Source organism: Bariatricus sp. SGI.019 (assembly GCF_050315235.1).
In the GTDB taxonomy this organism is placed as follows: domain Bacteria; phylum Bacillota; class Clostridia; order Lachnospirales; family Lachnospiraceae; genus JAFBIX01.
This window is the reverse complement of the sequence record NZ_JBNPOQ010000007.1, coordinates 77,006-94,348: the sequence shown is the minus strand read 5'-3', so window position 1 is coordinate 94,348 and position 17,343 is coordinate 77,006. Positions and strand designations below refer to the sequence as shown.

31 protein-coding genes and 2 tRNA genes are annotated in these 17,343 nt (G+C 31.8%); 1 reads left to right on the top strand and 32 read right to left on the bottom strand.

Annotated elements, in window-relative coordinates; all coding sequences use genetic code 11:
* Positions 1–18 precede the first annotated feature (18 nt).
* The 16 genes from dcm to ACQRD1_RS05985 all read right to left on the bottom strand — a co-directional run bounded on the left by dcm (position 19) and on the right by ACQRD1_RS05985 (position 10,994).
* Positions 19–891 carry a DNA (cytosine-5-)-methyltransferase gene (dcm, locus tag ACQRD1_RS06060; protein ID WP_427787110.1) on the bottom strand — a complete coding sequence of 291 codons (873 nt, stop codon included), beginning with the start codon at positions 889–891 and terminating at the stop codon, positions 19–21.
* Positions 892–949: 58 nt separating this feature from the next.
* Positions 950–1,849 (bottom strand): DNA cytosine methyltransferase, encoded by a 900-nt coding sequence (locus ACQRD1_RS06055; RefSeq protein WP_427787109.1) that lies wholly within the window; start codon positions 1,847–1,849, stop codon positions 950–952.
* A 316-nt stretch (positions 1,850–2,165) separates the two neighbouring features.
* Positions 2,166–2,777, bottom strand: coding sequence for a metallophosphoesterase (locus ACQRD1_RS06050; protein ID WP_427787108.1), 612 nt, complete (start codon positions 2,775–2,777; stop codon positions 2,166–2,168).
* Positions 2,749–3,087: a hypothetical protein gene (locus ACQRD1_RS06045; RefSeq protein ID WP_427787107.1), complete on the bottom strand. Its 339-nt coding sequence runs from the start codon at positions 3,085–3,087 to the stop codon at positions 2,749–2,751. Before ACQRD1_RS06045 ends, ACQRD1_RS06050 begins: the two co-directional genes overlap by 29 nt.
* Positions 3,080–3,460: a hypothetical protein gene (locus tag ACQRD1_RS06040; RefSeq protein WP_427787106.1), complete on the bottom strand. Its 381-nt coding sequence runs from the start codon at positions 3,458–3,460 to the stop codon at positions 3,080–3,082. Before ACQRD1_RS06040 ends, ACQRD1_RS06045 begins: the two co-directional genes overlap by 8 nt.
* A 33-nt stretch (positions 3,461–3,493) precedes the next feature.
* Positions 3,494–4,135 carry a hypothetical protein gene (locus ACQRD1_RS06035; protein WP_427787105.1) on the bottom strand — a complete coding sequence of 214 codons (642 nt, stop codon included), beginning with the start codon at positions 4,133–4,135 and terminating at the stop codon, positions 3,494–3,496.
* Between the two features lie 12 nt (positions 4,136–4,147).
* Positions 4,148–5,437: an RNA-guided endonuclease IscB gene (iscB, locus tag ACQRD1_RS06030; protein ID WP_427787104.1), complete on the bottom strand. Its 1,290-nt coding sequence runs from the start codon at positions 5,435–5,437 to the stop codon at positions 4,148–4,150.
* 257 nt (positions 5,438–5,694) lie between these two features.
* The gene (locus ACQRD1_RS06025; protein ID WP_427787103.1) at positions 5,695–6,582 is read right to left on the bottom strand and encodes a tRNA(His) guanylyltransferase Thg1 family protein; all 888 of its coding nucleotides are present in this window, start codon (positions 6,580–6,582) and stop codon (positions 5,695–5,697) included.
* A gap of 3 nt (positions 6,583–6,585) precedes the next feature.
* Positions 6,586–6,975 (bottom strand): hypothetical protein, encoded by a 390-nt coding sequence (locus ACQRD1_RS06020; protein WP_427787102.1) that lies wholly within the window; start codon positions 6,973–6,975, stop codon positions 6,586–6,588.
* A 48-nt stretch (positions 6,976–7,023) separates the two neighbouring features.
* Entirely contained in the window at positions 7,024–8,394 is a 1,371-nt protein-coding gene (locus ACQRD1_RS06015) for a hypothetical protein (RefSeq protein ID WP_427787101.1), read from the bottom strand.
* 19 nt (positions 8,395–8,413) lie between these two features.
* A complete protein-coding gene (locus tag ACQRD1_RS06010; protein ID WP_427787100.1) occupies positions 8,414–9,043 on the bottom strand; it encodes a hypothetical protein in 630 nt (209 codons plus the stop codon).
* Positions 9,044–9,123: 80 nt separating this feature from the next.
* Positions 9,124–9,744 carry a hypothetical protein gene (locus ACQRD1_RS06005; protein WP_427787099.1) on the bottom strand — a complete coding sequence of 207 codons (621 nt, stop codon included), beginning with the start codon at positions 9,742–9,744 and terminating at the stop codon, positions 9,124–9,126.
* A gap of 78 nt (positions 9,745–9,822) precedes the next feature.
* Positions 9,823–9,891 (bottom strand) — tRNA-Leu (locus ACQRD1_RS06000).
* A 5-nt stretch (positions 9,892–9,896) separates the two neighbouring features.
* Positions 9,897–9,968 (bottom strand) — tRNA-Gln (locus ACQRD1_RS05995).
* Between the two features lie 302 nt (positions 9,969–10,270).
* Positions 10,271–10,573 carry a hypothetical protein gene (locus ACQRD1_RS05990; RefSeq protein WP_427787098.1) on the bottom strand — a complete coding sequence of 101 codons (303 nt, stop codon included), beginning with the start codon at positions 10,571–10,573 and terminating at the stop codon, positions 10,271–10,273.
* Positions 10,557–10,994 (bottom strand): type II toxin-antitoxin system PemK/MazF family toxin, encoded by a 438-nt coding sequence (locus tag ACQRD1_RS05985; RefSeq protein WP_427787097.1) that lies wholly within the window; start codon positions 10,992–10,994, stop codon positions 10,557–10,559. The genes ACQRD1_RS05990 and ACQRD1_RS05985 overlap by 17 nt, the downstream gene beginning before the upstream one ends.
* Positions 10,995–11,169: 175 nt before the next feature.
* Between ACQRD1_RS05985 and ACQRD1_RS05980 the strand changes: the two genes are divergently transcribed.
* Positions 11,170–11,442 carry a helix-turn-helix domain-containing protein gene (locus tag ACQRD1_RS05980; RefSeq protein ID WP_427787096.1) on the top strand — a complete coding sequence of 91 codons (273 nt, stop codon included), beginning with the start codon at positions 11,170–11,172 and terminating at the stop codon, positions 11,440–11,442.
* Positions 11,443–11,493: 51 nt separating this feature from the next.
* Here the strand turns inward: ACQRD1_RS05980 and ACQRD1_RS05975 are convergent, their stop codons facing one another.
* The 16 genes from ACQRD1_RS05975 to ACQRD1_RS05900 all read right to left on the bottom strand — a co-directional run bounded on the left by ACQRD1_RS05975 (position 11,494) and on the right by ACQRD1_RS05900 (position 17,329).
* Positions 11,494–11,805 carry a hypothetical protein gene (locus tag ACQRD1_RS05975; protein WP_427787095.1) on the bottom strand — a complete coding sequence of 104 codons (312 nt, stop codon included), beginning with the start codon at positions 11,803–11,805 and terminating at the stop codon, positions 11,494–11,496.
* Positions 11,806–11,847: 42 nt separating this feature from the next.
* Positions 11,848–12,027, bottom strand: a complete 180-nt coding sequence (locus tag ACQRD1_RS05970) for a hypothetical protein (RefSeq protein ID WP_427787094.1) — start codon at positions 12,025–12,027, stop codon at positions 11,848–11,850.
* 14 nt (positions 12,028–12,041) lie between these two features.
* A complete protein-coding gene (locus ACQRD1_RS05965; RefSeq protein ID WP_427787093.1) occupies positions 12,042–12,221 on the bottom strand; it encodes a hypothetical protein in 180 nt (59 codons plus the stop codon).
* 475 nt (positions 12,222–12,696) lie between these two features.
* Positions 12,697–13,722: a tyrosine-type recombinase/integrase gene (locus ACQRD1_RS05960; protein ID WP_427787092.1), complete on the bottom strand. Its 1,026-nt coding sequence runs from the start codon at positions 13,720–13,722 to the stop codon at positions 12,697–12,699.
* A 15-nt stretch (positions 13,723–13,737) separates the two neighbouring features.
* Positions 13,738–14,007, bottom strand: coding sequence for a DUF6618 family protein (locus ACQRD1_RS05955; RefSeq protein WP_427787091.1), 270 nt, complete (start codon positions 14,005–14,007; stop codon positions 13,738–13,740).
* Positions 14,008–14,018: 11 nt separating this feature from the next.
* On the bottom strand, positions 14,019–14,162 hold the full coding sequence (locus ACQRD1_RS05950; protein WP_427787090.1) for a hypothetical protein: 144 nt from the start codon (positions 14,160–14,162) through the stop codon (positions 14,019–14,021).
* 102 nt (positions 14,163–14,264) lie between these two features.
* On the bottom strand, positions 14,265–14,525 hold the full coding sequence (locus ACQRD1_RS05945) for a hypothetical protein (protein WP_427787089.1): 261 nt from the start codon (positions 14,523–14,525) through the stop codon (positions 14,265–14,267).
* Positions 14,526–14,554: 29 nt separating this feature from the next.
* Positions 14,555–14,749, bottom strand: a complete 195-nt coding sequence (locus ACQRD1_RS05940) for a hypothetical protein (RefSeq protein ID WP_427787088.1) — start codon at positions 14,747–14,749, stop codon at positions 14,555–14,557.
* A gap of 42 nt (positions 14,750–14,791) precedes the next feature.
* Positions 14,792–15,097, bottom strand: coding sequence for a hypothetical protein (locus tag ACQRD1_RS05935; protein WP_427787087.1), 306 nt, complete (start codon positions 15,095–15,097; stop codon positions 14,792–14,794).
* Positions 15,098–15,110: 13 nt separating this feature from the next.
* Entirely contained in the window at positions 15,111–15,896 is a 786-nt protein-coding gene (locus tag ACQRD1_RS05930; protein ID WP_427787086.1) for a hypothetical protein, read from the bottom strand.
* A gap of 61 nt (positions 15,897–15,957) precedes the next feature.
* On the bottom strand, positions 15,958–16,113 hold the full coding sequence (locus ACQRD1_RS05925) for a hypothetical protein (protein ID WP_427787085.1): 156 nt from the start codon (positions 16,111–16,113) through the stop codon (positions 15,958–15,960).
* 50 nt (positions 16,114–16,163) lie between these two features.
* Positions 16,164–16,310: a hypothetical protein gene (locus ACQRD1_RS05920; protein WP_427787084.1), complete on the bottom strand. Its 147-nt coding sequence runs from the start codon at positions 16,308–16,310 to the stop codon at positions 16,164–16,166.
* A 124-nt stretch (positions 16,311–16,434) separates the two neighbouring features.
* Entirely contained in the window at positions 16,435–16,644 is a 210-nt protein-coding gene (locus ACQRD1_RS05915; protein WP_427787083.1) for a hypothetical protein, read from the bottom strand.
* A 34-nt stretch (positions 16,645–16,678) separates the two neighbouring features.
* Entirely contained in the window at positions 16,679–16,879 is a 201-nt protein-coding gene (locus tag ACQRD1_RS05910; protein ID WP_427787082.1) for a hypothetical protein, read from the bottom strand.
* 75 nt (positions 16,880–16,954) lie between these two features.
* Positions 16,955–17,098 (bottom strand): hypothetical protein, encoded by a 144-nt coding sequence (locus tag ACQRD1_RS05905; RefSeq protein ID WP_427787081.1) that lies wholly within the window; start codon positions 17,096–17,098, stop codon positions 16,955–16,957.
* A 48-nt stretch (positions 17,099–17,146) separates the two neighbouring features.
* Positions 17,147–17,329 (bottom strand): hypothetical protein, encoded by a 183-nt coding sequence (locus ACQRD1_RS05900; RefSeq protein WP_427787080.1) that lies wholly within the window; start codon positions 17,327–17,329, stop codon positions 17,147–17,149.
* Positions 17,330–17,343 lie beyond the last annotated feature (14 nt).

Genomic DNA, 17,343 nt, shown 5'->3' with positions numbered 1-17,343 from the left:
AAAACACTTTTTTCATGGCTATTTTTCAAGCGCATTTTTCAATGTTCTAAAGATATGTGTAATCGTATTTACTTCCCATCCGTTGCCGAGTTGCTTATATCTTTGCGTGTTGCTACAACAATCTGTATATTCGTCAGGAACGTTCATACATCTCTCGCACTCTGTAACCGTTATGTATCTCAATCCATGAGTATCCTCGATACCAAAAAATCTTTGAGAAGAATATTTCTTATACATTGATGCTTCTAACATTTGCATTTTATCTGAATCACCAATTATTCTTAGTGTCTTACCAGTTCTCTTTTCGTGTCTACGAATCCAATCAAGTCCCTTATCTGTATAATAGATAGAACCCTCTTGAACATCTCTTTCTCTAATGTCACCAAAAGTAATTCCTAAATCTTCTGGCTGACCAACACCAGGAATGTTTGTCCAATATAATCTTTTTCTTGTAGCTGCGGATGTGAGTGAAGAATCAATCATAATCGGCTTAACACCTAATGCTTCTGAAATAATATCTTGCCACTCTTGTTTCATAACCACATTTTCAAGAAGAAAATACTTTGGTTTTACTTCCTGTAAGATTCTTACATATTCCCAAAACAATTTACTTCGTGGATCATCAAAGTTTTTCATTTTACCGGCCTGTGAAAATCCTTGACATGGGCTTCCACCTATGAGTAAATCAATCTTCTCAGTAAATAATTCTCCCCTTACTGTTGTTACATCTCCAAGATTTATAGTCTCTGGATAATTTTTGTTTGTTACTTTAATTGCGTATTTATCAATCTCACTTGCGTAATATTTGTTGATTGATATTCCAGCTTTATCTAAAGCTATATGTCCACAACTGATTCCATCAAATAAACTAAGTACGTTAATCTTTTCCAATGCGTATTAGGAGTAAACGCTGCGTTTTCGGTATACCAAACCTCTTACTCCTTTCTGCTTATTTCAATCCTCTAAAAATATGCTCAATAGTAGGCTCATTCCATGCGTTACCCATTAAACTGCATCTCTTTGTGTAAGGAATTTTTCTACCATTAATCAATACATTTGTGAAATTATCAGGTACACCCTGTAATCTCTCGTATTCGATTTCTGTTAATTTTCGTGGTCTACCATTATCAAGAACTTTCTTTTCATGGTATCCACCATTGATACAAGTCAAGGTTGCACATTTAAACTCTGGATTATAAATACGTCTATTCATTTCCATAGAGTTCACTTTTAACTCTGCACAAACCTTCTTTTTCATATCTAAAATTTCAAAATCTTTCTTATAAAAATATTTCTCGTCTACATCAGACTCCATAATATCTTTTAATACTAATGGATTACTTTCTGGTATTGGTGTAATCGATATATTTGTCCAATAATATCGTTCTCGGTCTTGTGCCGAAAATCTATTGCTGTTGATCAGAACGCCATCAACACCCATAATCCTATTAATTTCTTTCAAATCATCTTCGTCCGATGGAATTACATTTTCTGCCATAAACCATTTTGGATGAATAATGTCTAATGCCTTTTGCAATTCATAAACGATTCCTGATTTACCAAGCAGTCCATTATTTACTTCTTTATTCTCAATTCGTACTCTTGATAGACTTTGACAACACATACCACCGATTACTAAATCAAATCCTTTATAATCATTCCAATCTGCATCAAACAAATCTCCATGATGAATAATCCAAGGAAAGTGATATGATGATACTGCTATTGCTTCCGGTAAAATCTCATATGTATGATATTCCGCTATTGGTATATCAAGATGCTGCAACGCAAGAATTCCTGTTTCAATTCCACCGCAAAGACTTAATATTTTTAATCCGTCTTTCTCCAATATATACTCGGAGTAAAGCCAGCTTTAACGTGCGCACAAACCTCTTTACTCCTTTCTTTAAAATTTCAAAACAACCTTAAATACAATAATTCATCGGTAAAATTACCCGTTCATACAGTCTAAAATAGAGTGTATTGGCTATGAACCTGTAGCCACTATCCTATTGCTAATTGCTTTAGGAATACTTTTTGGGAAATCGCCTTGAAATAGGCATAGAAAATTGATATAATATGTAAATACAATGCATCTATCCAAGCGATTTTCGTGTTGTTATGTATTTAGATAGCCTGTCAGACCGGCAAGTTAGTCAGGCTATCTATTTATTCTCTTTTCCAAAATCATTTGCGTCCAAAATTTCTTTCAGCGTTCTTGGACAATAATTCATATAATCCAACATCGCTCCTACATTAAAAGCATATGGTGGATTTTTAATCTGGAATCCCTTAATGTTTTCATTAATGCAAAGTTCTCTTAATTTCTGCAAACTTTCCTGATATAGTAATCCGTCTGTATTATTATGAACATGAGCATATAAGTGAATTGTTCCTTTATAACCTCCATTCCAAGTAAATATTGGGCAATGATTAAGAACCAATTTATGATTTAAACCATTGTAGTTATCTGTAATTTCCTTATAATCACAAATTTCTACAAATAATTGATTGATTCTTGCGTCTTTAGCGATATCATGATTTCCGAGAATCCAATGTTTACGCCCTTTCAATACAGACAAACATTGGCATAGATATTCATTATCTCTGTTTCCGCCAAATCTACCAATATCACCAAGCAAATACACATCATCATTTTGATGTACTACACGATTCCAGTTTTCAATAATATGTTTGTCTGTTTCTAATGTACGGTTTTCGTATTTATTAGTACATCCAAAGTGCAAATCACCAATATAATAATTCGTTTTTCTCACCACCTTCCAAACTAATCGGCACATATTTCTGCCAGATATCATCTATTACTATATTCTCTAAATCCTTATATTTCTCAAACACTTCATCATCGTCAAGTTGTCTCCACATTCCATCTCTATAAGGTTCAGCCTCAAAGAAATGCAAGTCGCCAATCTTACCACAAATCTTACAAACTTTTGCCCAATGTGGTCTGTCATTATGTATTAGTAAGACTTCTTTGTATTCGTGTTTGTGCTTTGATTTTGTACTGGATTTAGAAGTAGATGATTGTTTCTTCTTACGATGTTTTGGAATTTCGTTTTCAATCATTGGTAATACCTGCCTTTAACTGTTCTGCTATGCAATCAGCACAATTCAAAGCTTTACGACATTGAATTGACCTATTATCGCAAAACTTATACTTTGTAACAAAATCATCAATTGCCTTATTCCTTGTATTAGTAACCAATTCTTCAAAACTGCTCACATCATACTTGCAAAACTCATCCATAATATCTGACTTCCACTGTCTAAGGAACTTCAGTTCTTCCAACCACTCTGCAAGCTGTTCATGTTGCGTTGCACAATTAAGGCAATTTACCTTAATATCATCATCAATATTATTTTCTGGCTCAAAGCTCATAGCTCGCCTGTTTCTTTCAGCAACTTCTCTTGCGTGTAAAATCGCTTCATCTAATGTCATAATTCACCTCATTTCAACTATAAAATGTTTCTTCTATGTATAAATTAACTTTGCTTCATTTACAAAATTTGTAATCATATCTATATCTCCATTTGATATAGCATTGTGTATCATTCTTTTTAACATTGATTCATTTAATTCTTTTTCCTCGTTTTTCACTTGTTCGTTTTTCCAAGGAATAACAACATTATCTCTATATAATTCAGCAGCTTTTAATGCATCTTCTTTTGAACCATAATTTTTAATTCCAAAGAATTTATACTTTTTCTCTCCCATACAAGTACAAGTAACTTGGTATCCACTTTTCGATTCATGTATCATATTATTTGTAGATTTAATGTTATTTGCATTTATTGAATTACTTTCAACTACTCTTAAATTACACTTCCTATTATCTCTTCTCTTATTGCCATAATAAGAATCTGATATATGATCTATTATTGCACCATGCCACATCCATTTAGGATATTCTCTTTCATATATCATTTGATGAATAAGTTTTGTAACTTTATTAACTGCTGTTTGTATAGAAATTTGTCCATATTTATTTGTACAAGATATCCATTTGTAATCCTTTAAATAAGAATCCCAACAACTTCTATCAACTATAAATTTTGAACCATCATTTGCACATTTAACTTCTACCCATTCGCCAATATATTCAAATTCATTCATAATTCCACCTCACTATCCAACAAATACTTGATATTGCCAGTTATTGTTATGGCAAATAAATGTTAATTTAGAAAATGAAACATTTGGATTATATTTTACTCTTCTACTATCTCTAATATTTTCTCCATTTATATCTCTTATAACACACTCCTTACCGTTTTCTCCTCCTGAGAATCCATAAATCCAACCAATTTTATTATCAAAAATAACCATATCGTTCATATACCAACCACTTCTTGAAGGAACATTTTTAACATTTCGTTTGGCACTTGTATTCTTTTCTTTCTTCCTGCCTCTTGTTGGTATACTCTCATGCAATGACCTTTTCTTCTTTCTAAACTGTTTGATATAAAAATACTCATTAAGATTTTCTTTGATGTTCTCTATTTTACTAATAGCAATAGCATCATTATAATGTGTCTTTTCTAATCCCAATTCTTTTCGGTATGGTGAAGTTTCTGAACCATAAGTAATGATTGCGTCTGGATATTTTGCAAATGTTCTTTTCCTTACAATATTCATAAAAGTTGCTTCTTTATACTGTTTAACTTTCTTATGTTTAATCATCCAGTTATATAAAACTCCACCAACTTTATGATTTTCTGATGTATGACATTCTGTACATACTGTTATAAGATTATCTGCTCTATCAGTTCCACCTTCTGTTCTATAAACGATATGATGTGTTCTTAATATCTTATTTCTCTTTTTACACACTTGACATGTATAATTATCTCTTGCAAATACAAAATACCTTACATCATAATAACCGGTACATTGACCATTTTCATATCCATCTTTTACTACATCGGGATTTATCATTTTGTGTATATCAAATTTACCTACTTCTATATGAAGAATTGGATTTGGTAACAGCGAGTAAAATCTATCTATCCACATAAACGTTGCGTTTAGTTTACTTTGTACAGTTGGAGGAAGCCATCCTTCTCTTCTTTTGCGATTAAGAAATCTTGCTTTTCTGTATCTTGTATTTCTATTTCTTCTATCTCGTCTTGCTTGATGTCTTACCATCATATTTTTATGAATATCATCTCTCAATTCAATTTCCCCTTTTACCAATACTTTGTTACCACTTGTTGCAGCGATTCCAATGTATTTCGCACCTGTATCAACACCCAAATGAACTTCTTGTGTTGTCTCACCAGTTGCTTGTAAGAGTTGAATTGTAAATGGCTTGTAACCAATAATTTTTGCTTTTCCTTCTTTTAATAAAAGTCTAGCTTTTCTTTGACTGCATGGCATAAGTGATTCTCCACGCATATTTTTGACAAATACTCTCAAGTTTTGTCCTCCTTTCAGAGTTGTTTCCCTTCGCCAATGTTGTAATAGCTTGTCATTCGACCAATACTAGGTTGACCGTCTCGTGATTTTCAAGACTTTTACAGAGCCTACACAGTTGCATAGAACTAGGGAATCATTCTATGGTGTGGTAACTAAAACAACGTAGTCATTTAAGACTTAGGCTATTCAACGACTTCTTACGAAGTTACACATCACTGTGTAAAAATCCCGTTGAAACCTTCGATTTATGGCAGGAATTATTCTCCCACCATTATTAACTGTTCAATATATTCTCTTCCATCACCTCTGAAAATAGGAATATTCTTATCAATAATCCAGCGAGATCTTTTCACATCGTCATCTCCACCGCCTATACGATTTAACACTGCTGAATATTCTTCTGAGTATTCGTCACCAGAGCTTTTTTCAACCCAATATTCTTCCTTGACAATACAAGTTCCTCTTTTCTGATATATAGGAAAATCATTCCAATTGATATTTTTCTGCAACATCAACATATCCTGAATATCATTACAAGACTTGTTTTGTAATTCCTTATGACTGAAATTAGCCTGTCCTACCATCTGAATACTGTTACGAGAAGCGTCAAGCTGTCTCCAATAAATGCAATTAGTCACTTCTTCTTTCGGAATATTGAATACACGAGCATCAAACATTGCACCTTTATTTATTGCATCAGTATAAGCTTTATACAGGTCATAAGGCATTGAACATTCATCTTTTACATCATACCTATGCTCATAACCATCAGCTACATTCCTCTCAAAGAACTTATTAAATGCCATAGTAGCCATACTTGCAGCAATACTACACATTTTCTGAATTTCATAATCAAACCATGCGGATGTTTCAAATCTCTGATAGTCTACTAACACTAAAGAAATCTCATCAGATTGTGTGTATCCAAGAACACAACCTTGAATATTTTCACAGAGATATTTGGTTGTTTCCTGCATTGTTTTAATCAAAACTTCATCAAAAGGTTTCTGAAATCCTCTTGTGAAGGTATGGAACGCTTTACCATCAATTCTGATGATAACCGGCGTTCTTCTCATTAATTTTGTTTTTGGTATCTGCTCGTAAAATGTCTTCATACGAGTACCAAGATCATCATGTACTGGCATATGTTAATCCTCCAATTCTCTCAATAATTCCATATCATAACCACTACGAACAAACTCCAATGTTCTTTGATGATTACAGGCATTTCCAAGATATGTATAAATTAAATCTATATCTTCCTTGCTAAAATCTGTATGAAGAAACAAGTTTATTCCGTCAAGCATAAACTTCTGAAATTTCTTATTTCTCCAATCCTGGCGATACGGAATACCTTTATCGGCAGCTCTTGACAACCACTCTAATACTTTGCAATTCACATCTTCCAAACTTTCACAATTTGAAAAAATGAAATATGTATTTGAGTATCTATGTGCGATAAATTCTTCTCTTTCGTTGAAGAAAGAACCGTCAAAATCTGCAAGTAATCTTATTTTTGTTGCGTCTCTCCAATCCACTTATGTATATATTCTCCTTTCAAAATGCCAATTGATTTAACTATCTATTTATGCTACTGCTATTCTATTCTGATACTGTCTGAAATCATTTAACATATGATAATAATTCTTTCGCTGATCTTTAAAATATGTATTATTATTCTTTGCATACTTTGTAAGCCATTCTTCCAGGTCGATATCTTCTTTATATGAATAAACTACCATTGCTAATAAAGATAAGTTATTATCTTCCTGTAATAATTTCGAGCCATCTTTAATTGTGACATCTTTTAAATCTTCCAGCGACTCTTTATAAAAAAACATATCATCGTGAATGGTCTCTTTATCTAAATCAACTAATTCTGCGATAAAAGATTCTTCATCAATTTCACTCTCGTTATTATCTTCTGCAATATGTAAATACTCTTTCATAAGAGTCTCTAAAATATGTAATTTTATCTCAACAACCCGTTTATCTTTTGTACTGCCTATTTCATCAGCGCTATCAAATAATTTGCCATCCACTTCTTTATTTCTTAATCCGTCAATGAAAGCATTTAGAAAATCTCCAAACTTAATATCGTCAATACCAAACTGTGTAAATTTTTCAAATAACGTAAGCCATACAAAACAGTCTTTGCTATTAAAAAGAGTTCTAGTATTATCAGTAATAATACTTTCAAGTCTATTCAGATTATCTTCTAATTTATCAAACTCGTCTGTACTTGCATTGTTATTTAAATATGTAGCCATTGTCTTTCCGTTTTTATTCCACTTATCAAAATGAAACATACACATTACTGATTCTGCAATAACACGCTCCAACATTCCTTTCTCTTTTTCATTATCGGAAAAATTACTATAATTAATAAAAAAATCATTTCTTATAATTTCTCTAATCACATCAGCAAATTTAGGAATATAAATGAACATTTTCTGGTTAGCGTTCATACATGTATGAATATTGTAGCGTCGGAAATACATATTTATCGTATCTTCATCACACTCATGAATTACTGTCTCAACTTGGTATTCATTAAACTTTTTCTGCAATTCTTTTGGAAAATTTTCATATCTTTTATTACGAATATCAAATTCAGCGTCAGTCCATAACATATTTCCATTATCATCTTTATCTAATTTTTTATATTTGATGATTGGATTTTCTACAGACGATTTAATCTTATAGTTTCCATATTTAATCATTTTGAATGCTGTTGTTCTGCTACCACCATCCACGATTACTGTTCTTCCACTACCATCTTCTGCTAAAATAATTGGAGGAATATAATCATCTGTTAAAATCGTAACTGCCAAACCATCTACAATAGGTTTCCATGCCGGATTTCTCTGAGTGGATACGTTGTTTGTAATATATCCTTCTCTTTCATTATTTAAATATTGTTCCATCGTAAAAACTTGTCGTCTTGGTCTTGCCATTTTATATTCCTCCTGTTTCTTACATCAAAATTGATATATTCCTATATGCGTGGATTGCATTATAACAATCTTCATATTGTTTTTTATTAATATGTAACTCTTCTAAAATCTCATTAGGTTCAAATCCAACACTGATGAGCTTTAATACTTCTCTTTGTAGAATAGATAACCTCTTTAAGTACTGTGTCATCTTTTTGCTATAGCCGACCTCTTTCTCTCCGAAAATTTCACTCTCGACAGTATGATTACAAGCAAGCACATCTTCTAAAGTTGAATTTTCTTCACCTCTAATTGCAGCATTAAGTCGTTCATCAGGAATAATTATCTCTTTTATAATTATTTTTCCGTTCTTATCTATCTCTTCCACTTTTATTTTTGTACATCTCTTAGACCTTGTAGCTCTCGTCATTGCTGTACAAAATTTCTTGTATAGAGTTGAGTATAAGAAAGAATCAAAAGATTTTTCAGGATTGTAATTAGGAATTACTTCTTTTACAAAAATTTCTGTTGCTAATGAATAGTATTCTTCTTTATCTACGTCAACGAAGTGTAAATTCTTTAACACCTTGTCCACTATCTTATGTAATTTTCTTGCATCATTTTCATAATATGAATTGATAATCTGTTCCATATACGGTTGAATGTTCATTACTACCACCTACCTTTTAATATCTTTTTTCGTTTACTTCTTCATGATTTGTTTCAGAAACTATTTGGGTATTGCATTTTCTACACAGCATCTTCATCACCATCCTCAACAATTCGTAGTGTAAACTTTCGGTTTGATAAGCCTTCAACAGATTTTCTTACATTATTACGATCTAAATTGTGAAAATCTGCTTTTAATACACTCGAAATAATAATTAGTTCATCTTTTATTGTTCTTCTCCTTTCACGTGCAGCTTTTATTTGATTCCGCTCTAACCAACCTCTATACAAGTCAACTGAATCTTCGAGTTCTATCTGATGAATTATGTTACTAATCTCCTTGTCTACGTTTGATAATTCAGCAATCAACTCTTCTTTTCTTTCTCTTGCTTCTTTGATTATGTCGTCACACATTCCAAATTTTTCTATCCAGCGACTAATATTTTCTGATACTATGTAATTATCTTTTTGGAGAACTTTGGGTTCTGCTTTTTCTTTTTCTGAGTTTTTGATTGGAATTTCTGGAACTGGCTCAACTCTAAATCCAAAATTCTTTAATGTTTTTGGCAGGTTGGTTAGTATATTTTTCGCTTTTGAAAATTCAAACCGTTGTGCCATTTGACTTACACAAGTTTGTGGACTTCCTTTACTATCCAACCGAATAAAAATCTTATTAGTTGGATTTGTTATTACATAATCCATATACGTCTCTCCTTTCACATATTGTTTCTCCAAAAAAGGCGTAAAAAAAATAACAGTGTCGATGAAACACCGATTTAATGGATCATACAGGACTCGAACCTGTGACATGTATTTGTAACACGCTCTCACCAACTGAGCTAATGATCCATAAACTGGGCATACTGGATTCGAACCAGTGAATGTAGCAGTCAAAGTGCTATGCCTTTCCGCTTGGCAAATGCCCATTATCATTATTCAATTATTACATTTTGGAAATTATTGGCAGAAATACCACTGAAAAATCTTGACTAAAGTTTATCAAATATGTAATAATAATGTTGCATGGCATTCTGCTATGTTTCAAATTCTAGTCCATTCTGGACACGAATTTGTATGTATGTATTTGAAAAAGCTTCTATCACATATGGTGCGCCAACACCGTGATAGGGCTTTTTCTTTATATTAAGTTTCTTTACAAGAACGATTATAGAACATTAGTTCGATTTTGTCAATGGCATCATTTTCCAGAGACTTTATACTATTTTTGTCATTGTATTTGAGGAATCATTATTGTTCTCACAATTCCATCTCTTAAATATTCTCCTTTACACTCTTTAAAATTATTAAAGAATTTATCATGGAGATTCAATGTTGTTATTTTACCTTTCGACAAAACAACTGTTTTCGCCTTATCTACATATTTATTCCCTTTTTTCTTTTTAATGTATTTTCCATTGTCTGAAATGCCGGCTTTCATACTATATGTTAATATAAAAACTCCATCGCCCGGTATGGAATCAATGAGTTTGTGAGCATCTTCTTTTGTCATAAAACTAAGCTGCGCTTCCATATTCACCCTCCTTAACAAGCCTAAATATCATATTAACAATCTTAGACCACATTGAATTATATTTCTTTTTGCCTGTAACATTTGCGATAAAAGCATTAAATACTTCATTCTGAGTTTTCTCATCAGTAATCGATCCAATTTTCTTTATTATTCTCTCTTTACTAATTTGTGTAAGTGTCTCCCCTAATAACATAGAATCTCTCTTAAGACCATTTTCACGAGTCTTATGTATAATACAATGCGTCGGCATATATTCTTTTTTCAATACACTAGTAAGAGACATGCCTAATACAGTAGGACAATGTTTATTTCCAGAATTATTCTGTATAATTATATATGGGTGAATACCTGATTGTTCAGATCCTATTTTATTATCTGAAAAATCAGCATAAACAATATCAAACATTTTCAATTCATCCATATTCCATCCTCCTTTCCGTTCTCTTATGTATGTCCTACACACCCCTTGATATTTCATATTATATACTCTTTGCAATATATTGTCAAGATTATATTCTATAAAATATATTTATTTTATTAAGAATATATGCTAAACTATATATTACAAAGAGTATAACTCTATACAGGAGGTCATCATGTTAAAAATTAATATACAAGATAAATTAAAAGAAAAAGGATTAAACAAAAATCAATTTGCAAAATTAGCGCAAATCGGATATCCTGCCGCATGTGCTTTGTATGATGGGAAAACAACAAAAATTTCCTTCGATACATTAGAGAGTGTATGCAAGGTTCTTGAATGTACTCCAAATGATATTTTATCTTCTGACGATCCGACTTACCAACGCTTAATGACTTACGCTTATTACATTAATAAATTACAAAATACTAAAGGTGATACTGAATAGATAGTATCACCTTTGCTGTCCTATAATCAGGACTCATATTGAATAGTTATTCTATTTTAATTCATAGAAAGCAATACATTCTGCTTGTTCAGAACAGTCTCTATTAACAGTTATTTTTTCTTTATAAACATAAAATTTACCATCTAATTTAAAAATTTTAATTCGATTATAGCATCCACCAACAGCATCAGAATACCACTGATCGTATTCTCCGCTATCATCTATTATTTCTCCATTTCTAAATAATTGTTCAGATGTGACACTATTATCCACTTCTTCAAGAATCTTTTTAAAGTTATTATTGTCTATTTCGTTTAGTTTGTGTATCTCATCATTCCACGCAAACAAATTTCCTTTACTCATAATTTACCTCCAAATTTCCCATATGAAAACCAGATTCAATGGTTAAATTTCCTTACCACCAAAGTTTTCTTTTGTTAATTTTTCTCCACAAGCAGGACAAACTCTGAACTTATTTTCAGAATTACACATACTTAAATGTCCAACAAAAGCAATTTCACCATTACTAATCATTAATTTTCTAAAATCATATGTTCCATCACATAATTTACAATTCTTATTCATACCAATTCCTCCATCTATTCTAATCCACGTTTCGCAGCACACTCTTTGCAATAGAAAACATCTTCTTTTCCATAATAATACCCATCTTCATAGCTGCCAGCAATACATTTAATATCACCACATATATCTTCTTTTTCTTCTGTTGATATAAATTTTCCGCAATCTACACAGTAGATCTCGTTTATATCACTCATACTAATTATCCTCCATTTTTATATATACTATATATAGTATATACATTAAATTATAGCACTACATATAGTATTGTTTTCCAAATAAAATCACTCTTCTATCAGTAACAATACTGTTCTGTATAGCATCAAGCATACAAAGCGTTAGATACACTTCTATCTGATAGCACTTGCATTTCAGAATACTTTTTTATTTCGGTATAATAACGTTAACAGTCTTTCCGCATTTTGGACAAATACAACCATCTCTCCGCATCGGATTAGTATTCACAGAATACCACCAATTTCCGCATTCTGTATATAGATAGCTGTATTCACCAAAACCATCACCAGTTCCTGGTCTTGCGTATCCATTTTCATATTCATTGTTTTTCCGCATAATAATTAACCTTTCTTTGGTCTACTATCCTTATAATACAAACGCATATATCATTTTCTTTATCCTCATACGACCACCTCCATTTTATCACAAGGCAAATTACTTTGCTATGGTTTCCAATCCATCCAATAACTCATTATACAGTTTCATAAGTTTAATCGGATCAGTTTCATCCTTTACATCAAGAATTCTTCCAAAAGCACAAAGCATATAATCTCTCAACTCCGCATTGTCATACACACTGACCGGCTTCTTCACCAAAAACGGAATCTCTTCACCGTCCATGACATATTTTTTATACTTATCTCCAAAATCTTCGAGATATTCCTGTTCAAGCTTTGCAGTCTCTCCGATATATTTATTAGTCATTTTTTCTGATGAATGATTATAAAGTTCCATAAGCACAGACTTTGCTTTGTTGTCATTTGGATGTAATTCCATCATCATCTTTCCCATACCTCTACGCATGGAATGAGAACGAACATCATAATCCAAACAGTCACCAGCTTTGATAAGAGCCTGACGATAGCCCTCCTGGCTAACAACCTTGCCTCTATGAGTACCATGAAGCTGCTTAAATATAGGTTCTTCATAATCATAATTAAAATCAATGCTCTTTTCATTCTCTAAAAAGATTTTAAATGCTTCTTGAATAGCAGTATTGATGTATAACTCTTTTATTTTATGTGTTTTCTTTTCTCCGCTTACACGAGTATCAGTCTCTTTGTCAAAACGCTGCACGTCCCAATATTTCTTCATGTTCCCATTTTTATAGAAGAAATCAGACCATTTTGCTTGTCGTAAATCTTCGATACGTCTACCTGTATTGATATTGAGTGTAAAGAGAAGATAAAAATTCCACTGTTTATTTTCAATGAAATAGTCCTGAACCTTTTTCATATCCTCAAAGTTCTCGATGGCAGTCTTAATAGATTTCGTACCTTTTTGTTTATTGCAAACACAACCGTTCTTATCAAGATACTTCTTTTTTCCGTCAACATTAATAAAACATCTTCCGTTCATATCTGTAAGGACAAAGTATGTTAATCCTTTGTATTCACATGTTTTAGGCTGTATGTTCTGGTCTTCTTTTAATGGCACATTTTCTTTTTGAATTGCTGACATAAAATCATATCCTTTCTATTTTTTCGCAAATTTTGCGATTGCTTTAGCAATCGCTTTCCCTGATTTCTTACTTTTCAAACTCCTTCCGATAGACTCAGCATTCCAAAATACGTCATCAAAAGTTGCAAGTTCACCACCACAATTCCAATTAGGAATACTGAAGAATCCACCGTTCACATATTTTCCGAATATCACACTATAATAGTTTCCATTGAAGTCTACACCAATATGATGTACGTTGCCTACGTTATTGTCTCCGATATAACTAATCTCGTAATCTGCCATAAAAACACCTCCTACACTCCTAACAACTGCCAAATCGTTTCATTTAACTCATTTAAATCACAATGGATTTCGTTATCTGTCAGGTTATCGTGTACTTTATAATGTGGATATCCGTTTTCTACGATTGTTGTAATTGTAAATCTACTTGTATTCATAATAATTCCCCCATTTCTTTGTAATAAAAAAGCATCTGGTTTTATATTCTCCAAATGCTTTGCGTTTGTTTCTATTTATTTTTTACAAATTGAACCTATAATTCATCTATTATCTGTAAAATTATGCTCTTTTTGAAAATCAAAAACTGCTTTTATTGTATCATCACACCTTTTTCTTATTTCATCATTAACAACACTGCTTACAGCACTAAAAGCTCTTCTTTCTTCTTCTAATAAATTCATATACTCTTTATATTCATCAATAGTTAATCCTAAATGTTCTGCCTCGCATTTATATGCATCAATTGAACGGTTATATTCTTTGTTGCAGAAATCACACATATAAACAGTTTTCGTCTTCATAGTTCACCTCCATTTCAACCATGAATCAATCATTTTAAGTTCAAATCAATCTTATTTAACTCAAATGTTGCTTGTACTCTAATATCTTGTGGTTTAGTATAATCCGTTCCATTTTTAATAAAATCTATCAATTCTTCTTTTGTATCAAAATAGAACTCAGTATTTTCCCACCATCCTTTACAATGATTATATATATCACACTTCAATAAAAAATTTTTATACATAATAATTCCTCCATTTTCTCCCTTAAATTAATCCTTTTAAGATTAAACTTCATACCATTTTTCATCAATAGTCAATCCAAACTCTACATCATATCTTCCGTCACAAATGACATGATTTCTATAAATCCTATACCCTTTATCCAAAACATATTTTACCGGGAATGGACACTCGAAAAGGTCAAGATCGCCATTTTCTTCTGCTTCTTCTAATAAACATTCTGGTATTGCCATAATGACATGACCAGTATCTCCGTCGTTATAATAATAGTTGAACTCATCTAGCTCTTTTGGTAGTCCAACATAATTATCCTTTGTGATTCCTCTTAATCCTTCATGACTTCTACGCATTTTTTATTTCCTCCTAGCATCCACAATATCTCTCTTTTGCCATTTCATATTTCTGGTTAATATCACCATGTAGTTCTAACCAATGTACAGTGCGTCCACATTCCCAACACGTAAATACTTCAATAGGTTTCATCTCAAAACTTCTAATAGTAAATGCTGTTATTAATTCAACTTTTGACGGTTTATGATTAAAATACATTTTGATTACGGCAAAATCATCAATATCTACCATATAACAAGTTTGTGCGATCCATCTATCATCTTCCAACTGTCCTACCGTTGTCTCTGCATTGATATATATATCATATTTACAATCAGTATCAAAATTAGTTGGATTCCCTTCTTCTTTCATTGACCCGTTTGTTGCATCTGTATAAGATAATAAGCCTATATTTCTCATAACACCTTTGATATATCTTCTACTTTTGTCTGAATAACCGTGTTTGAAACAAGACTCCAATTCTTTGTGTTTGTCAAAATCATAATACTCTGCGTATAATTCGCTACATGAGAATGAGAAAATTTTTCCTTCGCTTGCCAAGATTTTTGCTTCTTTTCTAGTTATTTTCTTATCCTGATATTCTGTGCCATGTGTTACATATACTATATCATCACCACAAGGACAGCACATTACTTTCCCCGTATGATTATCGAGATTCAAAAAATAAATAGACTCTTCACATTCATGCTTGTCGAAACTCACCACAACTCCCTTTTCTGTTTTGTGAATTCCTTTATAAAAATTTTCAGATTTAACTACATTGATTCCTCTATTTTCTAATTCTCTTATGATACTCATAGTCCATTCCTTCCTTATACTCAATCAGATACAACTATTATACAAGACTTTCTCAACATCTTCAATCAAACTTTCCGTACAATCTCTCAAACTCTGATTCTTGCATAACTACTTCTGTTCTATGTTTTCCATTATATTTCAATCTGATGTAAGCCTTTCCGTATTGATCCGTATATCTCTCAGCAATATATCTATTTCCAATCTTAATTCTTTCCATCTTATTTTTCTCCTTTTTAATAAAAAAACTACCAGGTTATTTCCTGATAGCTATTTGTCTATTCCATGTCTTTTTTTTGTTTCTTCTGCGTTTCTCTCAATCATTCTATCAACATCACGCATGACTCTTGCTTCTTTGCTGCATGTAAAATATGCAATAATTCCTACAATTAATGCGATTAATAAAACTGCTCCCATATTCTCTTATCTCCTTTTCCCAATATCCTCCAAAAAACTTCCAATTAATATACATAAAAATCCAAAAATAATATCCATAATGTTTACCGTCCTTTCTTTTTTACAGATGAATTTCCGATTTCATCTATTCTTTTATATCTTCTAATCCTTCATCAAGAATTTCTCTTACTTTATATAAGTAATCGTCTGTTACTTGTTCAATTGTACCTTCCCCTGTATTAACTCTTTCTGCAATTGTTTCAAAATCATCATCTTGAAATTCACAACCGCCAAGGTCATAACGATTTAAGTTTATTGTATCAAAATATTCTTTTACTTTTTCAAATGTACTCATGCTAATTCCTCCTTTAAAGTCCTGATTCCATATCCTACTGTGGCATTATCTGATAATTATAATCGTCCAAATTATCACTATTACCACCCTGAAAATTCCATTGCTTGTCTCCGCAATATATCCATTCTAATTTTGCCTTCAGCACGGATATATAAACCGATGTTTTGTTTTTAATTGCTTCCTTCATAATCTCTAACGGATTTTCAATTCCACAATCTGTAAGATATTTTTCCATTTCATACTTTGAAATAATGCCTGTCTGATATTTTTTTCATATCATCTACTTCCTTTCTGTCATAGATTCTTGCTTCTATTTGAATTTATAAACTCTCATATCATCATAATATGCTTTGTTGTTCATCATCCATGTTACTGCCATATTCCTCTGTTCTTCATAATGTAATTTAATAAGCGTATCTGATCCGTGTATCTTTCCACATACCATATATCCCATATAATCTCTCCTTTCAAATTACCAATAACATTATGTATTTATCTGCTTTTAACAGAATAATTTATCAGCTACATAATTCACTTCTTGATAAATGCTATCTACTAAACCATCTTCATCTATGGTATCAATATTATCTTCGCACCATATTCTAAAATCTGTATATCCGTTTTCTTTACAGTATTCTAAATAATTTTCTAACAATCCATATATTTTTGTTTGTACATCGTTCATACTAATTAACCTCC